This window comes from Salsipaludibacter albus (assembly GCF_019798055.1).
GTDB lineage: Bacteria > Actinomycetota > Nitriliruptoria > Nitriliruptorales > Nitriliruptoraceae > Salsipaludibacter > Salsipaludibacter albus.
Genome location: NZ_JAHOPH010000012.1, coordinates 49,749 through 67,976, shown reverse-complemented (window position 1 = coordinate 67,976; position 18,228 = coordinate 49,749). Strand labels below are relative to the sequence as shown.

Below are 18,228 nucleotides of genomic sequence, written 5' to 3'. Positions count from 1 at the left end.
GAGGCCCACATGTCGTCGCACTCCCCAACCGATGCACTGCTGCTGCGCCGCGTTCTCGGCGTGGTCGCGCTCGCACTGGCGGTCGCCCTGGCGTTGTTGCCGGGTGCCACCGCCAGCGCCGAGGATCCCCCCGCCGGCCCGTCCGACGTCGGACCATCCGTGGCCACGCTGGTCATCCCGGACCGTGACACCCTCGACGAGGTGGTCGCGGCCGGCACCGACCTGGACCACGACGTGGAGCCGGTCGGTTCCGGGTTCGAGGTCACCGGCATCGTGTGGCCCGAGGAGGTGGCAGCACTCGAGGCCATGGGCGTGACCGTGTCCGTGGAGGAGACGGCGGCACAGATCGAGGCCAACCGCGTGGCGCTCATGGACGAGCGCGCCGAGACGATCGAGGCGGCCGAGGCCGTGGCGGAGGCGCTGGCCGTCGAGGCCACCGACACGGTCGTGGTCGCGCGGGCCGACCGGTTCACCTCGCTGGGCGACCAGTACCTGTCGGTCGAGGCCAAGTCCACCGAGGAGCAGGCCGTCGACCTGACCGTCGAGTGGGACGCAGGCGAGGGCACCGAGATCGGGGACGGCGGCAGTGCCGAACTGGATGCCTTCGTCGATGCCGGCGAGTACCAGTACCACCGTGGCCAGTTCAACCTGTCGGGCATCATCTCGCTGGAAGTGGACGGCATCGGAGGGGTGGAGGCCGTGCTGGCCGGCTTCGGATCGGCTCCGGACACGACTGGGGTCAGCGGGACCATCGAGCTGGTCGATGACAACAGTGGTGCCCCGACCGAGGGCTGTGACCCGCTCGTCGGCTTCACTGCCGGCAACATCGCCCTGGTCGACCGCGGCAGCTGTCCCTTCACCCAGAAGGTCAGCAACGCCCAGGCCGCGGGTGCGGTCGCCGTGATCGTCGCCAACAACGACGGGGGAGCGCCCTTCTCGATGGGCGGCAGCGACTCGTCGATCACGATCCCGTCGGTGATGGTCTCCCAGGACGACGGAGCCGCCATCAAGGCCGGACTGCCGACCACCGGCACGCTCGCCGCGGAGGAGGCCGTCGTGCCGACCCGGGTGCGGGTCACCAGCTCGATGGGTGGGTCGGCCGAGGCCGACGTGACCGAGTGGCTGGGCGAGCCGACCAAGGACAACTCGCCGACGTACTTCCAGGGGTTCCTGGACCACTACCCGGACGTCTACGAGACCAACGAGATCCTGGCCGACCTGCACGAGCAGTTCCCGGACCTCACCGACATCATCGAGCTGCCCTACGAGACCAACGGCTACCGGCGCAACGCCATGGCGCTGTCCGGCGGCGGCACGTCCTCGCGGGTCGTGCTGACCTCGCACGCCTGGGGCCACGAGGGCGGCAACGACCTGACGATCAGGTACGTCGACCCGGGCGCCACGGACAGTCCACTGTCGGTGGCGGTGTCCGGTGACGACATCACCGTGAGCCTTGGCACCAACGCCGCCGGGGCCGTGATCTCGACTGCCGCGCAGGTGGTGGCCGCGATCAACGCCTCGCCCGATGCCAGCGCGCTGGTGTCCGCCACGACCTACCGCGGCAGCAGTGGCGGTGGTGTCGTCCAGGCAGGCAGCCAGGAGATGACTGACGGGCTGAACGCGCCCGAGTACGTCGAGCGTGAGCCGTTCCAGCCGCTGATGCTGCGCATCGGCAAGCACCGCGACGGTTCCAAGCTGGGGGTCATGACCTACAGCCAGGAGCACGCACGCGAGTGGCAGACGCCGCTGGTCAACATCGAGACGGCCTACCGGCTGCTCCACAACTACAAGACCGACGCCGAGACGAAGAAGCTGGTGAACAACCTCGACATCTTCATCATCCCGACCGTCAACCCCGACGGGCAGCTGTACAGCTACTACGACTTCGCCTCGCAGCGCAAGAACATGACCAACTACTGCGGAGCGGGCGATCCCAACGACTTCAACGCGCGCAACGCGTGGGGCGTCGACAACAACCGCAACTACGACGTCGGGTCGCTGTTCGACGGCTACGACGGTGCGTCGACCAGCTGCACGTCGGCGGTCTTCTCGGGGCCGTCCGAGCTGTCGGAGCCGGAGAGCAAGAACGTGGACTGGGTCCCGGCGACCTACGACAACATCAAGTTCGCCATGAACATCCACAGCTCGGGCAACTACTTCATGTGGTCGCCAGGGGCCTACGTCGTGCCGGGTCGAGAGACCCTGCCGCGCCCGAGCCTGGGCACCGAGGACTACTTCTTCGCCGCGTCGGAGGACATCCTCACCGAGATCCACGAGTGGCGCGGCCTGACGGTCACGCCGGCCCGGACCGGGCCGATCGCGGACGTGCTGTACTCGGCGGCCGGCAACTCGGGCGACATGCTGTACTACAAGCACGGCCTGTACGCGTGGAACTTCGAGGTCGGCACGTCCTTCCAGCCGGAATGGGACGAGGCCTTCAACCAGATGATGGAGTTCTCCAACGGCGTCATCGAGCTCTACGACGTCGCCAACGACTGGGCCGCCGACCGGCGACCGCCGGAGAGCTGGACCGACCCGGAGCCGGGCAACTACGACGAGCCGGTGGCGCTGACCTTCGGTGCCTCCGAGCCGGTCGACATCTACTACACGCTCGACGGCTCGCGCCCGGACTACGACTCACCCGTCTACGAGTCGGCCGGCGTCCGCGAGGGCGGTGAGGAGATCATGATCTCCTCCGACACCACCGTGCGGTGGTTCTCCGTCGACGCCTCGGGCAACACCGAGAAGGGCTACACGCCCGGTCGTGGCAACAACTCGAGGAAGGCAGACTTCCGGATCGGCTGATCCGGGCGTGTCCTGACGGACCGGCCCGGGTCGGGAGCAGCTCGCTCCCGGCCCGGGCCGGAGCCACGCGGGCGGCGGTCAGCCCGGTCCGCTGGTGCCGTCCTCGTGGACGACCAGGTCCATCACCACGTCGTGGGGCTCGCGTGGGAGCGTGTCGACCAGTCGGCGTGCGAGCGTCACCCCGACGGTGGTCGCGGAGGGTGCCGCGTGGGCGAGCAACCGGTCGTAGTAGCCCGCGCCGTTGCCCAGTCGGTCTCCGGTCCGCGCGAACGCCAGGCCGGGCACGAGCCACACGTCGACGGTCGACGGGTCGATCCGGCGGGCGCCCTCCACCGGCTGGGCGAACCCGAACCGGTGGCGCTCCCGCGGCGCGTCGAGCGGATGGACGGTGAGCAGCGGGTCGTCGGTCGTGCGGGTGGTGACCCAGTCCACGTCGGGCAACTGGGCCGGGAGGTCGGCGAGGTCGACCTCGCCCGGCATGGCCAGGTAGACGCAGGCTCGTCGGACCCGTGCCGTCCACGTCGACGCCGCCAGTCGGATGGTGACCGCGCGGCTCTCGACCGGCGTGGCCGGCGCCAGCGCCCGCGCCCAGGCGCGCAGTGTCGACTTGTCGGCGTCGGGTCCCGGGTACGGGGTGGTCATCGTGTCCTCCGTGACGGCAGCGACCTCGTCTGGCCGTGCGCGACTGGCATCGTCCGGCATGCTCGTCGCCTCCTAGCATGGCGTGCGGAGCGGACGACAGTGGGGACCATGGGTGCGACCGATGCAGCGGCCCTTCGCCAGGCGGTGATCGACGGGGACCGGGGGACCCTGTTGCGCGCGTTCGAGGAGGACCCGGGCGCCCCACGGGCGACCGTCCCGGGCGAGGTCTCGCTGCTGCTCACGGCGCTGTACCACGGCCGGCCGCGGCTGGCCGGTGACGTCGCCGCCGCCATGGACGTGGCAGACCTCGACCTCGACGTGCTCGAGGCCGCGGCCATGGGCGACCAGGCCCGCGTCGCCGCCATCGTCGCCGACGATCCCGCGGCCCTGGGTGCCCGCACGGTCGACGGCTTCACGCCGCTGCACCTGGCGGCCTTCCTCGGCCGCACCGGCGTGACGATCCTGCTGGTCCACCTCGGCGCCGACATCGAGACGATCGCGGACAACGACTCGCAGGTGCGCCCGCTCCACAGCGCGGTCGCCAGCGGCGACCCGGCGACCGTGACGGCACTGGTGGATGCCGGCGCCACCGTCGACGTCCGGCAGGCCGGTGGCTTCACGCCGCTGATGGGAGCCGCAGCCGGTGGTCAGCCAGTCATGATCGAGCGACTGCTGGCAGCGGGCGCCCGGCGGGGCACCACCGACGACGACGGCCGGACCGCTGCCCGCCACGCCGAGGACGCCGGCAACCACGGGCTCGTCGACCTGCTCGGGGGCTGAGCCGTGCCGACCGACGAGTCCGGCAGCCCTGCCGTGGCGCCGGACTGGTTCCTGGACTTCTTCGACACGCACTACGAGGCCCTGTTCGCACCGGCCATCACGCCCGAGGAGACCGAGCGCGCCGTCAACGACCTGCTGGGACTGGTCGGGTTCCGGCCGGGGTGGCGCGTGCTGGACGCGCCGGGAGGTGCGGGCCGCCACGCCATCCCGCTGGCCCTGCTGGGTGCGCGGGTCACCCTGGTCGACCGGGCCCCGGGGCTGCTGGACCGGGCGCGCCGCGACGCCGGTGGTGCCGGGATCGACCTGCGGGTCGTCGACGCCGACCTGCGTCGTCCGTTGGACCTGCCCCTGCCGGCCGACGGCCACGGGCCCCCCTTCGACCTGGTCGTCAACCTCTACAACAGCTTCGGCTACTTCCCGACGCAGGCCCAGGACGAGGTCCTGCTCGACAGCCTGGCCGATGCCGTGGCGCCGGGCGGTCGCCTGGTCCTCGAGGTCGCCAACCGGGCTGCCGCGCTGGCCGAGCCCGAGCGCGAGGTCGTCGAGGTCGACGGCGTCACGGTCCGGGCACACCGTCGCTGGGCCGCGGCCACGCAGCAGTTGACGAGCCACTACCGGCTCGAGCCACGAGCGGGCGTCGCGGTGTCGACGGGCACCGTCCAGCGGCTGTACCGACCGGAGGAACTGGTGGCGATGGTCGAGGGTCGCGGGCTGGCGACCACCGACGTCGTCGGCGACCTCGACGGGCGCCCGCTCGACGACGAGCAGGACTACGTCGTGGTCGTGGCCCGACGACCGGGGTGATGCCGGGCCGGCGACCCGTGGCTCAGTCCTCGGTGTCGTCGTCGGCCATGTGACGCAACAGGGCCTCGTCGAGCAGCGCGTCGGCAGCCTCGGCGCCGCCGTCCACGACGGCAGCGATCTCGCCGTGCAGCATGCGTCGCGAGGTCCGGTGGATGCGGCGTTCGGCCGGGGACAGGCCCTTGGTGTTCAGCTTGGCGGTCAGGTCGCGGACGACCATGGCGAGCTTCGCCGGCTCACCGGAGCGCATGCGGGACTGGTTGCGCTTCAAGCGGCGGGACCAGTGCCCCTTCTGCGGGGTGGGCTCGTCCTCGAGCACCGCGACCACCTCGGTGAGGCGCTCTGTCGACATGCACGCCCGGATCCCGACGTCCTCGACCCGTGACACCGGAACCTTGAGGGTGAGGTCGTTGAAGGGGGAGGTCAGGACGACGTACTCGACCTGGTCGCCGTTGAGTTCTCGTTGCTCCACGTCGTCGATCGTGGCGGCCCCGTGGTGGGGGTGGATGACGGTGTCTCCGACGGCGTAGGTGAGCGACAAGCGAGGCTCCGAGGCGTTGGGGGCAGTGTGGGCGACCGCGATGGAGCACGCCGGCCCCGAGCGCGTGGACGATCGCCGGGGAGTTTCGGGGGATGGCGGTGCGCCCGTTCCGCGTGCGAGGTGACCTGGGTCGACAGCGTGACAGGCCCCACCTGGCCACCGGCGAGCGTATCGGACCCACCGGACGGACACTGGCCGAAGGACGAGACATGTGGAATGCCGTCGGCGGTCGTCGAGCTCGTGGGGCGGTGGACTGGACGGCGGCGAACACGCCCCACAGAGGACGGAGAACGCCACGTTCGAGCTCAGTGACGAACTTGCATTTCACACCATCGTGCGCCGTCGTTAGCACATGGAACGGGGGGTCCGTGCAGGGTTGTGGGAAAGTGTGCGGCCATACCGCACGACGTCTCCAAAAGCGAGCATTTCCCGTCGAGGACTGGACAGGCCAGGGGGGTCGTCGGCTACTGTTCCAACCAGTCGCCGAGGGTGGCAACACCACCGGAGACCGCAGGAGCCGCGCAGAGGTTCCTGCAGGCGGAGTCCCTCTTCGGAGGGGAGCCGCCGAGCCAAGGTCCACTGCGCTGGAGTTTGGCAAAGCGTCGGCTGGAAGGGCTTCGGCCCGGAAGGATCGGCGCGGCTGGGTCCACAGCGGCTCCTTCGGGGGCCACGGATGCTGGAGGACGGCCTTCGGGCCGGACGACGGCAGACGTAGGACCTGGTCTGCGGAGGCGCCAAGCCGCTGCGCCGGGCTCGCCCCTCACGGGGCTTCGAGACCGGACAGCGCCAAGCCGTCCCCGCCGGAGCCCCGGACTGCTGAGAAGCGCCGGGGCTCCACCTTTTTCCTGTCGGCACAGTCTCTCGCTGCGAGACGTGCCTGCCTGGTCTCGTGCACCGACTCGCCGACCGTGATGGGATCGTGCGGACTGTTGCACTGAGCCATCACGCTCGGGGCGGGGACGGGGTTTCTCGGCGGGGCGTCGGGGGGGGGACCGGCCGTCAGGTGGCGAGGACGGTGATGGTGTGGAGGACGAGTCCGACCAGGCCGCCGACCAGGGTGCCGTTGATGCGGACCCACTGGAGGTCACGGCCGAGCCACAGTTCGAGCCGGCTGGAGGTGTCCTCGAGGTCCCAGCCCTGCACGGTGTCGGCGATGATCCGGCCGACCTCGCGACGACTGGCGTCGGCGATCATGGGGGCCAGGTCGGTGATCCACTCGTCGACCCGGTGTCGCAACTGTGGGTCCGTGGTCAGTTGCTCGCCCAGGGTCGTGATCGCCCGGGTCAGGCGGTCCCGGACCTGGGACTGGTCGTCCAGCGCCGAGCTGGCCATCGCCTCGACCAGGTGCTCGGCCGTGGTCGTCGCCCACGCCTGGACCTCGTCGCGGTTGGCGAGGTCGTCGACCCGCTCGGCGAGCCGGGCGGCGACCTCCGGGTCGCTGCGCAGTCGCACGACCAGCACCTGCAGCTGGTCGTCGACCGAGCGGCGCAGCTCGTGGTCGGGATCCTCGGCCAGCTCACCCAGGAACCGCTGCAGGGCGTCGGCCGCGCGGTCGTAGACGACGTCGTCGACCGCCGGCGGCACCCACCACGGCGACTCGCGGCCGAGCCGAGCGCGCAGCACGGCGCGATGGTCGTCCAGCGCCTGGCGGACCCCACGGATCGCGGCGGTCAGCACTTCCTGGTGCTGGTCCTCGGCGATCGCCGCCGCGAGGCCCCGGCCGGCCAGGTCGGCCACCGGCATGGCAGCAAGTCCCCGGGCGGCCAGCTCCGCCAGGTCGTCGGCCACTGCGCGACGGTCCAGCCCGTCCAGCACCGTCGCCAGCGTCGTGGCGACCGAGCCAGCGACCCGCTCGGCGTTGGCCGGCACCCGCAGCCACGCCCCGACCCGCCCGGCCAGGTCGGCGGCACGCAGCCGCTCGGCGACCACCTGCGGGTCCAGCAGCTGGTCCTCCACGAACGTGCCGAGGTTCGCGCCCAGGCCGTCGCGGGACTGGCTGATCACGGCCGTGTGGGGAATCGGGATGCCCAGAGGGTGGCGGAACAGGGCGACCACGGCGAACCAGTCGGCCAGCCCGCCCACCATCGCCGCCTCGGCGGTGGCCCGCACGAACCCGACCAGGGTGGTCTCGTCCACCAGGAAGGTCGCGGCGAAGACCGCGGTCACGACCACGAGCAGGCCCGTGGCCCGACGTCGCGCGGCCCTCAGCCCCGCACGGCGGTCCTCGTCGCCGACCGTCGACGTCGTCACGAAGTGCGGCCCTCCACCTCGGCCTGCCAGCATCCCGGCGGGACACTACCGCCGGCCACGCGATCGACCCCACCAGATCGACCCCACCACGGCCCGGCTCGGGCGAACCCCCGGTCGCCGGCACGGGCAGCCCCTATCGTGCCGAAGGACGTCCGCAACCCGGAAGGCACCCCCGATGCCCAACGTCTTCTCGATCGTCCTCGCCGGTGGCGAGGGCAAGCGGTTGATGCCACTCACGCTGGATCGCGCCAAGCCCGCGGTGCCGTTCGGCGGGCCCTACCGGCTGATCGACTTCGCCCTGACCAACCTGGTCAACGGGGGGTTCCGACGGATCGCCGTCCTGACCCAGTACAAGAGCCACAGCCTCGACCGCCACATCTCGGTCACCTGGCGGATGTCCCCGCTGACCGGCTCCTACGTCACCCCGGTCCCTGCCCAGATGCGGCGTGGACCGCACTGGTTCTCGGGCTCCGCGGACGCCATCTTCCAGAACCTCAACCTCATCGGCGACGAGAAGCCCGACTACGTGATCGTGTTCGGCGCCGACCACATCTACCGGGCCGACCCCAGCCAGGTGCTCGAGCAGCACATCGCGTCCGGGGCGGGCGTCACGGTGATGGGCATCCGCGTCCCGATCGAGGAGGCCAGCGCGTTCGGGGTCATCGAGACCAGCGCCCAGGACCCGACCCGGATCACCGGCTTCCACGAGAAGCCCACTGACCCGATCGGGCTGCCCGACGCCCCGGACAAGGTCTTCGCGTCCATGGGCAACTACGTGTTCACCACCCAGACGCTGGTCGACGCCGTCACGGCCGACGCGGACGCGACCGACTCCAAGCACGACATGGGTGGCAACATCGTCCGCGACCTGGTCGAGTCGGGCGACGCGGCCGTGTACGACTTCTCGCGCCACGTGGTGCCGGGCGAGACCGCCAGCGACCACGCCTACTGGCGCGACGTCGGGACACTGGACTCCTACCACGAGGGCAACATGGACCTGGTCGAGGTCGAGCCCGCGTTCAACCTCTACAACGACCGGTGGCCCATCCTGACCTGGCGCCAGCCCCTGCCCCCCGCCAAGTTCGTCCTGGACGAGGACGACCGTCGTGGACGGGCGGTGGACTCGATGGTGTCGGAGGGCGTGATCATCTCCGGTGGGCTGGTCCGGCGATCGGTCCTGTCACCGGGGGTGCGGGTCGAGTCCACCGCGGAGGTCAGCCGCAGCGTCCTGCTGAACAACGTCGAGGTCGGCGAGGGTGCCGTCGTCACCGACGCCATCCTCGACAAGGACGTGGTGGTCGAGCCGGGCGCACGCATCGGGGGCGACCACGAACGCGACCGGGCCCGTGGCTTCACCATCTCCGACGGCGGGATCGTCGTCGTCGGCAAGGGCGGGAGGGTGCCGGCATGACCACGCCCCACGTCGGACTGCTGACCCGCGAGTACCCACCGGACGTGTACGGCGGGGCCGGGGTCCACGCCGAGGAACTCGCCCGCCACCTCGCCACCCTGACCCCGGTCACCGTGCACTGCTGGGGCGATCCGCGTCCCGACCCGACCGCCGACGACCAGCCCGCGGTCGTCGCCCACGGCACCTGGGACGCCCTGGCCGGCGACGCCCCCGAGCTGGCGGCGCTGCGGACGATGGCCACCGACCTGTCGATGGTCGCCGCCACCGCCGACGTCGACCTGGTCCACAGCCACACGTGGTACGCGAACCTCGCCGGCCACCTGTCGGCGATGACCCACGACGTCCCGCACGTGGTCACCACCCACTCGCTGGAGCCGCTGCGACCCTGGAAGGCCGAGCAGCTCGGGGGTGGCTACGCCCTGTCCAGCTGGTGCGAGCGACTGGGCATCGAGCACGCCGACGCGGTGATCGCCGTCTCGGGCGGGATGCGCGACGACGTGCTGTCCTGCTACCCGGCGGTCGACCCCGACCGGGTCACCGTCATCCACAACGGCATCGACACGCAGCTGTACGCACCCGACCACGACACCGACGTCCTCACCGCACACGGCCTCGACCCGGATGCCCCGACGGTGCTGTTCGTCGGTCGGATCACCCGCCAGAAGGGCCTGCCCCACCTCCTCGACGCCGTCGCCCACCTCGACCCGGCCGTGCAGGTCGTGCTGTGCGCCGGCGCCCCCGACACCCGCGCCCTGGGTGACGAGGTCGCCGCCACCGTCGCCGAGCTGCAGGCCACCCGTGGCAACGTGACCTGGATCGAGGAGATGCTGCCGAAGGCCGACGTCGTGCAACTGCTGACCCACGCCGACGTGTTCGTGTGCCCGTCGATCTACGAGCCGATGGGCATCGTCAACCTCGAGGCGATGGCCTGCGAGACCGCCGTCGTCGCCTCGGCCGTCGGTGGCATCCCCGAGGTCGTCGTGGACGGCCAGACCGGGCTGCTGGTCGACTACGAGCCCGGCGACGACGACTACGGCACGCCACGCGACCCGGAGGGGTTCGCCCGTGACCTGGCCAGCGCGATCACCGCCCTGGTCGACGACCCCGACCGGGCGGCGGCCATGGGGGCGGCGGGCCGGCAGCGTGCCGTCGAGGCGTTCAGCTGGTCGGCGATCGCCCAGCGGACCCTCGACCTGTACCGCGCGCTGGCCTGACCTCGTGAGCGAACCGACCGACACGACGCCGACCCCGGCCTCCAGCCAGATCCCGGCCCGCGAGAAGGCCGCGATCGTCGCAGACTGGCTGCCGCGCTACACCGGCATGCCACTGGACGAGTTCGGCGACTACGTGCTGCTCACCAACTTCAAGGCCTACCTCGAGGCCTTCGCCAGCGACTTCGACTGCGAGGTCCGCGGACGCGACCGACCGATGCAGGCGGCCACCAACGCTGATGGCCTGACCATGGTCAACTTCGGGATCGGCACCTCCAACGCGGCCACGATCACCGACCTGCTGACGGCGATCGACCCGGCGGGCGTGCTGTTCCTGGGCAAGTGTGGCGGGCTCAAGCACTCGACCGAGATCGGCCACTTCATCCTGCCGATCGCGGCGATCCGCGGCGAGGGCACGTCCGACGACTACTTCCCGCCGGAGGTCCCGGCGCTGCCGTCGTTCAAGCTGCACAAGTTCGTGTCCGAGAAGATCGTCGAGCGGGGCATGGAGTACCGCACCGGGGTGGTCTACACCACCAACCGGCGGGTGTGGGAGCACGACGCGGCGTTCCTCGAGCGGCTCAGGCGGCTGACCGCCCTGGCGATCGACATGGAGACCGCGACCTTCTTCATCGTCGCGCACGCCAACCAGATCCCGCACGGCGCCCTGCTGCTGGTCTCCGACACCCCCTACCTCCTCGAGGGCATCAAGTCCGAGGAGTCCGACACCGTCGTGACGCGTGACTGGTCGCGAGTCCACCTCGAACTGGGCATCGAGGCGATGACCGACATCGCCAACGACGGCGAGTCCATCCGCCACTTCACCTTCTGACGGGTCGCGTCCTCGGCCCCTCGCCCCGGCCGGCAGGATCAGCGGTACTGCGCGACCACCTCGTCGCCGCCGCCGATGCCGTGGTCGGCGATCAGCCGCCAGCAGTCCGGGCGCGACCCGTCGACGTCGGTGACGTCGTAGGTGTCGGCCAGTTGTCGCGCTGTGAGGATCTGCCCGCCGAACCGGGCCACGTCGGCGTCGGCGGCCAGGGCCGCGACCCCGCGGGCGACGTAGGTCGGGGACTCCGAGATCGCGAAGCCCGGGTGGTCCGGGCAGGCGTCCGTCCAGTTCTTCTCGGTCACGCCGAACTGCTCGAGCATGTGTTCGGACCGGAGCCAGCCGGGCGTGACACCCAGCGCGGTCACCGGGTGGTCGGCCAGCTCGGTGTCCAGCGAGTGGACGATCCGGTCCACCGTGGCCTTCACCAGGTCGTAGTAGAAGCCGACGCCCTGGCGGTAGTGGGCGTTGAACTCGCGGGTGCCGTCGGTCATCTCGACGACCAGGCCGCCGCCGGAGCGCAGCACCAGTGGGATCGCCAGGGCGCTGGTGACAAGGTGGGTGTCCACGCCCATCCGGAGGATCCGCAGGCCCCCGTGGAGGTCGTGCTCCCACAGCGGCGACCCGAACTGGGCGTAGCGATCGCCGCCGAAGATGTCGTTGACCAGGACGTCGAGGCGGCCCTGCTCCCGGTCGATGCGGGCCACGAGGTCGGCGACGGCATCGGGGTCCTCGTGGTCGACGACCAGGGCGGAGCACGACCCACCGGCGGCCACGACCAGGTCGCCGGTCTCCTCGATCGTCTCGGGCCGCCCGATCTCCGACGGGCCCGACGTCCTGCTGCTGCGGCCGGTGGCGTACACGTGGGCCCCGGCACGACCGAGCTCGACGGCGATCGCCCGTCCCGCGCCGCGGGTCGCACCCGCCACTAGTGCGACCCTGTCCTCCAGCGCGTTCGCCATGGGCCGCCCCGGGGTCACTGCTCGGGGCTGCGGACGTCCAGCCCGTCGGCCAGCTTGCCCAGGGCCATGCGCCGCCACGGCAGCATGCCCTGCCACCACAGGATCCCCGAGAGTCCGCGTGGTGCGAACACCAGCCGTTGGCCGTGCAGGGTGCCGGCCCGGCGACCGGACGGCGCGACCCGCAGCTCCAGCCACAGCTCGCCCGGCACCTCGACGTCGGCCCGCAGCCGCAACACGTTCGGCACGTCGTCCTCGCCGATGCTCCAGGTGCCGGACGGACGGTCCGCGCGGCGCCCGCGCCGGAGCGGGCCACGTCCGACCAGGCGGGTGAAGATCCCCGTGGGGGCGGGCGTCATCTGGTCGAGGGCGATGTCGGTCCCGGCCAGTCGCCGGGCTGCCGCCCACACGTCGTCCTCGGGCGCGTCCACCAGCGTGGTGCTGGCGTCGCTGAACACCAGCTCGCCCGACCAGTCCGGGTCCGACGGCAGCGGCTCGGCCGGTCGCCCGAGGGGATCGGCCTCGTCCCAGGAGGAGCCGACGTGGCCCTGCTGTGCATGGTCGATGGCCAGGCGGACGGCCTCCCGGTACGACAGCAGGCCGCCCTCGGGTGGGGGGATGACCGCGTCCACGTCGTGGTCGTCGGCCACGGCGTCGCACTCCAACGACTCGATCAGGGGACGTGCCAGCTTCGGCGGGATCGGGGTGACGAGTCCCACCCAGCGGCTGGCGAGGCCGGGCGTGAGGGGGCGCAGGACGACCATGTGGCGACGACCGAGCCCGGCGACCTCGGCGTAGGTGCTCATCATCTCGCCGTAGGTCATCACGTCCGGGCCGCCCACGTCGTAGGTCCGGCTGGTGGGCAGGTCCGCCGTGGGTGCGGCGGCCAGGTAGTGCAGGATGTCGCGGATCGCGATGGGCTGGATCCGGTTGTGGACCCAGCGCGGGGTGGTCATGACCGGGAGGCGGTCCGTCAGGTGGCGGATCAGCTCGAACGACGCCGACCCGGACCCGATGACCACACCGGCCTGGAACACCATCGTCGGGACCGACGACTCGATGAGGATCTCGCCCACCCGGATGCGGGACCGCAGGTGGGTCGACAACGAGTCAGCGTCCTCGGGATGCAGGCCGCCGAGGTACACCAGCCGCGACACGCCCTGTTCCTCGGCTGTCGCCGCGACGTTGCGGGCGCTGTCCGCCTCCTCCTCCTCGAAGTCCTCCGAGCCACCCATGGAGTGCACGAGGTGGAACACGACGTCCGCGTCGGCGAACGCCTCGCGGAGGGAGTCGACGTCGGTCAGGTCGCCCTCGACGACCTCGACGTCGTCGCGCCAGGGCACGTCGTCGAGCTTCGACGGCGTGCGGGCCAGCACCCGGACGGGGTGGCCGGCGTCGAGCAGCCGCGGCACCAGCCGGCTGCCGATGTAGCCGGTCGCCCCGGTCACGAGACAGGTCGGGTGGTCGGGGAGTGCGGCGTCGTCAGGCATGGTCCCGAGGCTACTGGCCCGGCCCATGGCGCCCGACCGGCCGGACGGCCGCCGACGAGCCCCCCGAGCACGGGACAGGCCCGCCGGCGCGGTCTATCGTCGCCGACAGCCACTCGGAAGGGACGACCATGGCAGATCGGCTGCAGGACATCACGGACTCGCGGGAATCGGCCGCGGACTGCGAGGCGTGTGACCAGGACGAACCGTGCGACCACCACTGGCTGGTCAGCCAGCTGCACCACCTGCGGGGCGCCATCAGTGATCACCAGGACCGTGTCCACGCCCACCAGGCGGCGGCCCGCGAGCGCCACGCCGATTTCGGAGGACGCGACGACGACCTCCACGGCATCCACCAGGACCTGTGGGCCACCGTCGGCGGACGCGACACGCCGATCTGACCACCCTCCCCGAGGGCCGACACCGACCAGGGGACCGACCATGACCGACGACGCCTCCGAGGGCTCCGGGCCCGCGTTGGCCGCCCTGGCCGGTGCCGGCGTGGCGCACGAGGTGGTGCGGCACGGCCGGGTGCGCTCACTGGCCGAGGCCGCGGCAGCCCGGGGCGTGGCCCCGGCCGACCTCGTCAAGACCATGGTCGTGCGCGTGGCCGAGGACGACCACCGGTTCGTCCTGGTCCCCGGTGACCGGGTGATCGCGTGGTCGCGCCTGCGGGGAGTGCTCGGGGTGTCCCGGATGACCATGGCCGACACGGACGCCGCCCGTGACCTCACCGGCTACGAGCGTGGCACCATCACCCCGTTCGGTTCGCGGACCGCCCTGCCCGTCATCGCCGACGAGCGCGTCCGGGGGCGGACCATCTCGATGGGGATGGGCGAGCACGGGGCAGGGGTCACGGTCGAGGCCGACCGGGTCCTGGCCGTGCTCGACGCGACGGTGGCCGACGTCACCGACCCCGAGTAGGACGCGACGGTGTTCGCCGCGTACCGGGCCCGACGACGCCCTCGACGCCCTCGGCCACGTCCGGACCGACCGTGCCCGCGAGCCGATGGCCCCATGGCATCACCAGTTCGATGAGTGGCGGGATGAGGACGGTCACCACGACCGTGCCGACACCCACCTGGCCCCCGAGCAGCCAGCCGGCAACGACCAGCACCACGTCGGTCGTGAACTTCGCGACCCCCGGGCGGATGCCCAGCCGTCGGTACAGCCCGACGAACAGCGAGTCCTGGGCGCTCGGCCCGAGTTCCGCGGGCACGTAGAGGCCGATGCCGACCCCGATCATGGTGCTCGAGACGACCAGCATCGCCAGGGCCGGGCCGAACCCGGTCGGGTGCGGGATCAGGTCGGTCAGCAGGTCGATCGCCGGACCGCCGGCGAGCGCCAGCAGGACGGTGGCCGGACCCGGGCGGATCCCCAGCGCCAGCCAGGCGAGCAGCAGGACGGCCACGGACTCGACCAGCAGGACCCAGCCCAGCGGAGCACCGGTGACGGCCGCGAGGCCGGTCTCGAACACCTGCCACGACGCGACGCCGATCCCGGCGTTGATGCTCGCGGCCACGCCCGTCACGAGGAAGGTGATGCCGACGGACAGCACGGCCCAGCGACGGGCCAGGGCTGGCAGCGGTGCGGTGGCCGCAGGACGCACGATGGCCTCGCAGCGGCCTCGGGGACGGGATGGGATCGCCGGCATGCCGACGGAGTCCACCCACGGTAGCGGCGGGGCCCAGGTGGCGGTCCGCAGACGCTCCCGGACGGCCCCGGCCGGGCGTCACATCGTGGTGGGTCCGGCGTCCGCGAGGTCCTGCAGTCGCCCGCGGACCAGCCGGTCGATCAGTGCGACGTGGATCTCGCGGCCGGACGGGGACAGGATGGCGTCGTGGATCGGGACGATGTGGTCGGCCTCCACGCGACGGGCGAAGGTCGCCGTGGCTGCCATCGACGTCCAGGGCGCCGCGATCGGCAGCGCGAGCACGTCGACGCCGTCGGGCACCGCGTCGTGGGAGTCGCCAGGGTGGAGCAGGCGCGGACCACCGTCCTCGGCCACGAGCACCCCCACGTTCGCGATGGTCGGGATGGCCGGGTGGATCACGGCATGGTCGCCACCGACCCCCTGGATCGACAGGTCACCGACCTGTCGCGTGCCACCCGGGCGCAGCACGGCGGCCTCGATCCCGTGGCCGGCGAGCAACTCGGCCGACTGGTGGTCGCCGACCACGGCCGCGTCGGTGTGCCGGGCGAGGTACTTCACGAGTTCGTCGGGGTCGAGATGGTCACGGTGCTGGTGGGTCACCACGACCAGGTCGACCTCTCCGATGTCGTGCCAGGCGGTCGACAGGGCACCGGGATCCACCAGGACGCGGGCGCGTGCCGTCGACACGAGCAGGGTCGAGTGGCCGAGGTGGTGGAGGTCCATGCGGGGGGGTTCCTGCCGGTCAGGGGCGGGGACGGGTCGAGCACCAGTCAAGCCGATCGGAGCGGTCGGCGTGCGTGTCTCCCCGGACGGACGTGCGCCCAGCGCCGCAGATAGACTGCCGCCAGCCTCGAGGGGGAGTACCCCACCCTCCGCAGTGTCGTCATCCCGGTCGCGCGCTCGTCCGCCGGCCCGGCACCGTGGGCCGCCATCTCGCCGGCGGGAGAGACCTTCGGGCACGCAGGGCCACGACCGGTGGCCCGACCCGTGCCACCCGCCCGGAAGTTCCGACGACGTCAAGGCCCCTCCATGCTCGCTGCACTCTCCTCCCTGCCGATGACCCTGGCCACCGAGGCGTCGTCGGACAACTTCGTCCAGCTGGACGTCCTGCCGTGGGAGTGGATCGCGCTGACCGTGGTCGTCGTGGGGCTGCTGCTGGCCGACCTGCTGATCGTGCACCGCACCGCCCACGAGATCAGCTTCCGCGAGGCCCTGATCGAGTCGGGTGTCTGGATCGCGATCGCGCTGACCTTCGGGCTGGTCGTCCTGTGGGGCTGGGGCGCCGCCGCGGCTGGTGAGTACTACGCCGGCTACCTGATCGAGAAGTCGCTGTCGATCGACAACGTCTTCGTGTGGGCCGTGATCCTGGGCTATTTCAAGGTGCCACCCAAGTACCAGTTCCGTGTGCTGTTCTGGGGCGTGTTCGGTGCCCTCGTCCTCCGCGCCGTCTTCATCTTCGCCGGGGTCGCGCTCCTCGAGCGCTTCGAGTGGCTGCTGTTCGTGTTCGGCGCGTTCCTCCTCTACACCGCCTGGAAGCTGGCCCAGCCCGACGACCACGAGGTCGACCCCGAGCACTCGCTGGTCCTGCGCGCCGTCCGCCGGGTCGTGCCGACCACCAACGAGCTGCACGGCCAGAAGATGTTCATCCGCGAGAACGGCCACCTCATGGCCACGCCGCTGTTCGCGGTCCTGGTCCTGATCGAGGCGACCGACGTCGTCTTCGCGGTCGACTCGGTGCCGGCGATCCTGGCCGTGTCGCGCGAGCCGTTCCTGGTGCTGTCCTCCAACGCCTTCGCGATCCTCGGGCTGCGCGCCCTGTACTTCGCCTTCGCGGGCATGAAGGACCGCTTCCGGTACCTCGACTACGGGCTGGCCGGCGTGCTGGCGTTCGTCGGGCTCAAGATGATCATCGCCGAGTGGTACCACGTCCCGACCTGGGCGTCGCTGGTGGTGATCGCCACGTTCCTGACCATCTCGATCTGGTGGTCCCTGCGCAATCCTCCGGAAGCCGGGGCCGACGACGTCGACCCCGACACGCTCCCCGCGGAGGGCGCCGGCGTGTCGGAGATGGGCGGCTGGGACGACGTCGAGCCCGAAGGCGACGCCTGACGCCTGACGCTGCGCGTCAGGTTGGAGTTGCTCGCTGCGCTCGCAACGTCCAGCCCCGCTCCGCCTGAGCTTCGCTCAGGTTGGAGTTGCTCGCTGCGCTCGCAACGTCCAGGTCCGCTCCGCCTGAGCTTGGCTCAGATGGGGCGATCGTCGTCCAGTGCCGTCTGGAACGCACCCGTGACGTGGTCGGTCACGCCGACCAGCACGATGTCGAGGTCGCTGTCGGGGTGGGCCGACACCCAGCTGCGGCAGGCGTTGACGATGACCCGGGTCGCGTCCGCCATCGGGTAGCCGAAGATGCCGGCCGAGATCGCCGGGAGCGCGATGCTGGCGGCTCCCCGATCGGCCCCGGCGTCGAGTGCCGCGGTGACCGACGAGGCCAGCTTGCGGGCGTCCTCACCGTCCCCGGCGTAGCGCGGGCCGACCACGTGGACGACCATGTCGGCCGGCATGTTGCCCGCCGTCGTGACCGCCGCCTCGCCGATGTCGACCTGGCCGTGCTCGCCGACCCAGGCGTCAGACTCCGCCTGCACCTCGGGACCACCGGCATCCGCCAGGGCGGCCGCCACACCGCCCCCGTGCTGGAGCCGTTCGTTGGCCGCGTTGACCACCGCGTCCACCTCGATCGTCGTGAGGTCGTCCGTCCGCGCCTCGATCGTCGCCATGGCGTGCTCCTGCGTCGGGGAGTCCCACCGTGCCGCCGGCGTGGCGGTGACGCAACGGACGACCGTCCGACGCCCTCCCGGGCC

General features: G+C 71.5%; 17 protein-coding genes. 9 read left to right on the top strand and 8 right to left on the bottom strand.

Going from position 1 to position 18,228, the window contains the following annotated elements:
- Nucleotides 1-9 precede the first annotated feature (9 nt).
- Nucleotides 10-2,805, top strand: coding sequence for a M14 family zinc carboxypeptidase (locus KR546_RS19220; RefSeq protein WP_274387873.1), 2,796 nt, complete (start codon nt 10-12; stop codon nt 2,803-2,805).
- A gap of 78 nt (nt 2,806-2,883) precedes the next feature.
- Here KR546_RS19220 and KR546_RS09405 read toward each other — a convergent pair whose 3' ends face one another.
- Nucleotides 2,884-3,447: a 5-formyltetrahydrofolate cyclo-ligase gene (locus KR546_RS09405; protein WP_238444450.1), complete on the bottom strand. Its 564-nt coding sequence runs from the start codon at nt 3,445-3,447 to the stop codon at nt 2,884-2,886.
- A 108-nt stretch (nt 3,448-3,555) separates the two neighbouring features.
- On the opposite strand from KR546_RS09405, the gene KR546_RS09400 reads away from it, so the two are divergent.
- Together KR546_RS09400 and KR546_RS09395 are read left to right on the top strand one after the other, a co-directional pair.
- Nucleotides 3,556-4,227 carry an ankyrin repeat domain-containing protein gene (locus tag KR546_RS09400; protein WP_238444449.1) on the top strand — a complete coding sequence of 224 codons (672 nt, stop codon included), beginning with the start codon at nt 3,556-3,558 and terminating at the stop codon, nt 4,225-4,227.
- 3 nt (nt 4,228-4,230) lie between these two features.
- On the top strand, nt 4,231-5,031 hold the full coding sequence (locus KR546_RS09395; protein WP_238444448.1) for a class I SAM-dependent methyltransferase: 801 nt from the start codon (nt 4,231-4,233) through the stop codon (nt 5,029-5,031).
- Nucleotides 5,032-5,053: 22 nt separating this feature from the next.
- Here the strand turns inward: KR546_RS09395 and KR546_RS09390 are convergent, their stop codons facing one another.
- Both KR546_RS09390 and KR546_RS09385 read right to left on the bottom strand, forming a co-directional pair.
- Nucleotides 5,054-5,569 carry a CarD family transcriptional regulator gene (locus KR546_RS09390; RefSeq protein ID WP_238444447.1) on the bottom strand — a complete coding sequence of 172 codons (516 nt, stop codon included), beginning with the start codon at nt 5,567-5,569 and terminating at the stop codon, nt 5,054-5,056.
- A 999-nt stretch (nt 5,570-6,568) separates the two neighbouring features.
- Nucleotides 6,569-7,819, bottom strand: coding sequence for a DUF445 domain-containing protein (locus KR546_RS09385; protein ID WP_238444446.1), 1,251 nt, complete (start codon nt 7,817-7,819; stop codon nt 6,569-6,571).
- Between the two features lie 175 nt (nt 7,820-7,994).
- Between KR546_RS09385 and glgC the strand changes: the two genes are divergently transcribed.
- The 3 genes from glgC to KR546_RS09370 are packed head-to-tail and all read left to right on the top strand — an operon-like array spanning nt 7,995 to nt 11,273.
- A complete protein-coding gene (gene glgC, locus KR546_RS09380) occupies nt 7,995-9,230 on the top strand; it encodes a glucose-1-phosphate adenylyltransferase (RefSeq protein ID WP_238444445.1) in 1,236 nt (411 codons plus the stop codon).
- Entirely contained in the window at nt 9,227-10,444 is a 1,218-nt protein-coding gene (gene glgA, locus KR546_RS09375) for a glycogen synthase (RefSeq protein ID WP_238444444.1), read from the top strand. Before glgC ends, glgA begins: the two co-directional genes overlap by 4 nt.
- A gap of 49 nt (nt 10,445-10,493) precedes the next feature.
- On the top strand, nt 10,494-11,273 hold the full coding sequence (locus KR546_RS09370) for an AMP nucleosidase (RefSeq protein ID WP_420804250.1): 780 nt from the start codon (nt 10,494-10,496) through the stop codon (nt 11,271-11,273).
- A gap of 38 nt (nt 11,274-11,311) precedes the next feature.
- Here KR546_RS09370 and KR546_RS09365 read toward each other — a convergent pair whose 3' ends face one another.
- Together KR546_RS09365 and KR546_RS09360 are read right to left on the bottom strand one after the other, a co-directional pair.
- Nucleotides 11,312-12,232 (bottom strand): SDR family oxidoreductase, encoded by a 921-nt coding sequence (locus tag KR546_RS09365; RefSeq protein ID WP_238444443.1) that lies wholly within the window; start codon nt 12,230-12,232, stop codon nt 11,312-11,314.
- A 14-nt stretch (nt 12,233-12,246) separates the two neighbouring features.
- Nucleotides 12,247-13,719 carry an NAD(P)H-binding protein gene (locus KR546_RS09360; protein ID WP_238444442.1) on the bottom strand — a complete coding sequence of 491 codons (1,473 nt, stop codon included), beginning with the start codon at nt 13,717-13,719 and terminating at the stop codon, nt 12,247-12,249.
- A gap of 128 nt (nt 13,720-13,847) precedes the next feature.
- On the opposite strand from KR546_RS09360, the gene KR546_RS09355 reads away from it, so the two are divergent.
- Together KR546_RS09355 and KR546_RS09350 are read left to right on the top strand one after the other, a co-directional pair.
- Complete coding sequence (locus tag KR546_RS09355; protein ID WP_238444441.1) at nt 13,848-14,117, top strand: hypothetical protein; 270 nt, start codon at nt 13,848-13,850, stop codon at nt 14,115-14,117.
- Nucleotides 14,118-14,157: 40 nt separating this feature from the next.
- Nucleotides 14,158-14,640, top strand: coding sequence for an aminoacyl-tRNA deacylase (locus tag KR546_RS09350; RefSeq protein ID WP_238444440.1), 483 nt, complete (start codon nt 14,158-14,160; stop codon nt 14,638-14,640).
- Here KR546_RS09350 and KR546_RS09345 read toward each other — a convergent pair.
- On the bottom strand, nt 14,624-15,325 hold the full coding sequence (locus KR546_RS09345) for a YczE/YyaS/YitT family protein (RefSeq protein ID WP_238444439.1): 702 nt from the start codon (nt 15,323-15,325) through the stop codon (nt 14,624-14,626). The two genes, KR546_RS09350 and KR546_RS09345, sit on opposite strands and share 17 nt — an antisense overlap.
- Before the next feature lie 123 nt (nt 15,326-15,448).
- Nucleotides 15,449-16,093 (bottom strand): MBL fold metallo-hydrolase, encoded by a 645-nt coding sequence (locus tag KR546_RS09340; protein ID WP_238444438.1) that lies wholly within the window; start codon nt 16,091-16,093, stop codon nt 15,449-15,451.
- Nucleotides 16,094-16,399: 306 nt separating this feature from the next.
- On the opposite strand from KR546_RS09340, the gene KR546_RS09335 reads away from it, so the two are divergent.
- Entirely contained in the window at nt 16,400-17,479 is a 1,080-nt protein-coding gene (locus KR546_RS09335; RefSeq protein ID WP_238444437.1) for a TerC family protein, read from the top strand.
- A 134-nt stretch (nt 17,480-17,613) separates the two neighbouring features.
- Here the strand turns inward: KR546_RS09335 and KR546_RS09330 are convergent, their stop codons facing one another.
- The gene (locus tag KR546_RS09330; protein ID WP_238444436.1) at nt 17,614-18,144 is read right to left on the bottom strand and encodes a macro domain-containing protein; all 531 of its coding nucleotides are present in this window, start codon (nt 18,142-18,144) and stop codon (nt 17,614-17,616) included.
- Between the last annotated feature and the right edge of the window lie 84 nt (nt 18,145-18,228).